2 protein-coding genes are annotated in these 3,444 nt (G+C 47.0%); one reads left to right on the forward strand and one right to left on the reverse strand.

What is annotated here, in order from left to right; translation table 11 throughout:
• Positions 1 to 107 precede the first annotated feature (107 nt).
• Entirely contained in the window at positions 108 to 953 is an 846-nt protein-coding gene (locus QZ331_RS14405; protein ID WP_294631451.1) for a helix-turn-helix domain-containing protein, read from the forward strand.
• Positions 954 to 996: 43 nt separating this feature from the next.
• On the opposite strand, the gene QZ331_RS14410 is transcribed toward QZ331_RS14405, so the two are convergent.
• Complete coding sequence (locus QZ331_RS14410) at positions 997 to 3,207, reverse strand: heavy metal translocating P-type ATPase (RefSeq protein ID WP_294631453.1); 2,211 nt, start codon at positions 3,205 to 3,207, stop codon at positions 997 to 999.
• Positions 3,208 to 3,444: the final 237 nt, after the last annotated feature.

Consider the following 3,444-nt stretch of genomic DNA (forward strand, 5'->3'; position numbering starts at 1 on the left):
GTAAGTTACATGCGAATATAAGAGCGGGAGATTTTTCTTTTTAGAGGAAAGGTACGAAATAAAAAGAAAATGTGTACATTTGTCGGTAGAATATAGCAAATACATCTATGAAAATGGACTTTCCGCAGGTAGACCTGCCTACCGAAGTATTAGCATGGACGAATGTCACGGAAGATATTCTGAATATTTACAAGCAATCCTGCCGTTTGCAGGCTTGTATCGTCGCCATATGTACCGAAGGCTCGATGAAGGCTTCCATTAATTTGCTTGATTATGAAATCCGCCCGAACGACCTGATAACGTTGTTGCCAGGAACCATCATCCAGTTCCGCGAAAAGACAGAGAAGGTCTGTCTCTCTTTCGCCGGGTTCTCCGCCCGCTGTACCGGACGAATCAATCTGATAAAAAGTATCGGAAACGCCTATCCCAAACTGATTGAACAACCGGTAATGCCGCTTACGGAAGAGGTGGCTGGCTATCTGAAAGATTATTTCGCTCTGCTGACACGGACCAGTTGCAACGAGAACTTTGAGATGGACTCTGAATTGGTCGAATTGGCTCTTCAAACCATTCTGACAAGTATACGGCTGATATATCGCAACTACCCAGAAAAGAACAACAACTCAAACCGCAAGAAGGAAATATGCCGGGAACTGATTCAAGCCATCACCGAGAATTACAAGCACGAACGCCGGGCACAGTTCTATGCGGACAAATTGGGGGTCTCCCTCCAACATCTGAGCACCACAGTGCGCCAAGTAACCGGAAAAAGTGTATTGGACACGATTGCCTATATCGTTATCATGGACGCCAAAGCCAAACTGAAAGCCACGAACATGACCATACAGGAGATTGCTTATTCGCTAAACTTCCCCAGCGCTTCTTTCTTCGGCAAATATTTCAGACGATATGTGGGAATGACCCCGTTGGAATTCCGAAACAGAAAAGCATGACAGGCCGGCACTTACTTATAGCCGCTTCCATTCTTTTCTATTTCTATCCTCTTCTGCCCAGACTCAGCGAATTGAGTACCACGCTCACGCTGGAGAAAGCCATAGCGGCACTTGCCAACATCGGATTCAACAGCAGCCCGTTCAAAGGGAAGAGAATACCGGCAGCGATAGGAATACCTATCAGGTTATAAATAAATGCCCAAAAGAGATTTTGGCGAATCAGTCTGACTGTCTGCCTGGATAACCGGAATGCTTTGGGAAGTAGCAGGAGATCGGATGTCATCAGAGTCACCATCGCAACATCCATCGCAATATCCGTTCCTTTTCCCATAGCAATGCTGACATCCGCCAAAGCCAAAGCCTGCGAATCATTGATACCGTCACCTACCATAGCCACTCTCTTTCCTTGCAGTTGCAGTTCTTTCACAAAATCGGCTTTATCAGCCGGAAGAGCATCGGAAACAAAACGTTCGATTCCCAAACGGGAAGCAACAGCCGAAGCCGTCCGTTGCCCGTCGCCCGTCAGCATACAGATGTCGATACCCTGCCGCTTCAATTCTTTCACCGCTTCGGCAGAGGTTGCTTTTATCGGGTCGGAAACGGCTATAACGGCCAGTAATTCATTCTCACAACCAAAGTATATAATTCCGTTACCGTCCGATTCATAGCCGACTGACATTTCAGCCATCACATCACTTATCGCCGCACCGAAATCCTTCAACAGCTTATGGCTACCTACCCAATATACCTTGCCTTGAAAGGCGATTTTGATACCTTTCCCGGTGATACTTTCAAAGCTGTCTAATGCAGCAGACTGTATTCTTTCGTTCTGAAGCGCAGTGACTATGGCTCCGGCAAGCGGATGCTCCGATTTCATCTCCGCAGCTAAAAGCACAGCTTTATAATGCGGCTCCTGAGACTGTGCCCATAACCATCCGGTAGCCGTGGGACGACCCTCTGTCAATGTACCGGTCTTATCCAGCACCACAACGTCGACTTTGCGCATTTGCTCCAAAGCGACCGCATCCTTAATCAGAATATGCTGACCGGCCGCTTTGCCGATTCCCACCATCAATGCGGTAGGCGTGGCAAGCCCTAAAGCACACGGACAAGCGATGACAAGAACCGATACAGCGGACAATACACCGTAAGATATATATTCACTGCCGCCAATAACCACCCACAAGACAAAAGTCAGTATGGCAATACCCAACACGACGGGCACAAATATACCCGTAATGCGATCGACAATACGCTGCACGGGAGCTTTGCTTCCTTGTGCCTCCTGCACTGTGTGAATGATACGTGCCAGCACCGTCTCACTGCCGACTTGCGCCGCACGGATGATGAACGAACCGCGTTGATTGATAGTCCCCGCCAACACTTTATCACCTTTCTTTTTCTGTGCCGGCACAGGCTCTCCGCTTATCATACTTTCATCAACATACGAGTCGCCTTCGGAAAGTGTACCATCCACAGGAATCTGCTCCCCCGGACGGACAACGACCAAATCACCGGTTTGCAACTGTTCAATCAGAATCTCCTCTTCCCCTCCGTTGCGCAGCACACGGGCTGTTTTAGGCTGCAAACCCATCAGCTTGCGAATAGCAGTGGAAGTATTTCCTTTCGCCCGCTCCTCCATCAGTTTGCCTGTCAGCACGAAAGCGATAATCACCGCAGAAGCCTCGTAATAAACGTGCGGTTCCAATCCACGGGCATACCAGAATCTGGGGAAGAACGTATTAAACAAGCTGAACAGGAAAGCGATGGAGGTACTCAGTGCAACCAAAGTATCCATATTGCTCCGCCCTATCTTTGCCTGTTTCCAGGCTCCGGTAAAGAACTCACCGCCGAAAAAGACGATAACGGGAACAGCAAGTCCCATCTGAATCTCATTGGAATAAGGCATATGCATAAATACCATAGAGAACATCAGCAACGGTACCGCAAAAATCCACGCACCAATCACTTTCCATTTCAAACGAACGTAGCGTTGATGCTGCTCCTCTTCCTGACGTTCTTCTTTATGAGCTTCTTCCACAATCAAATCGTAACCTGCCGCAAGTACTGCCGCACGAATCTCACCGGGAGTCAGTTTGTCTTTCTCGTATGAGACAGTCAACGTATTGGAAGCAAAATTAACGGAAGCCTCAGTAACTCCCGGCAATCTGCTTACCGTCCTTTCAACATTATTCGCACATCCCGCACAATGCATATTAATCACGGGAAATGCTTGCTTTGCTATATTACCCATATATTATTATTTTCATTATATAAACAAACCGATACAGATATTTGTTCAATTACTTCCCATCCGTATTTATCCTTTCGAGCAGCAAAATTAGTTTATTATTCATGCAACTTAGTTGCATTCCATCCCCATAGTGTGGTGAACACTTCCTTTCCCCGACCGTTAATCAAAAGGAATATCAAACAACAAAATTATATAGAAAAATCGAGTTTTTCTACACCGGCCCAATAAAAACCGAGG

It is taken from the genome of uncultured Bacteroides sp. (genome assembly GCF_910586915.1).
Taxonomy (GTDB): domain Bacteria; phylum Bacteroidota; class Bacteroidia; order Bacteroidales; family Bacteroidaceae; genus Bacteroides.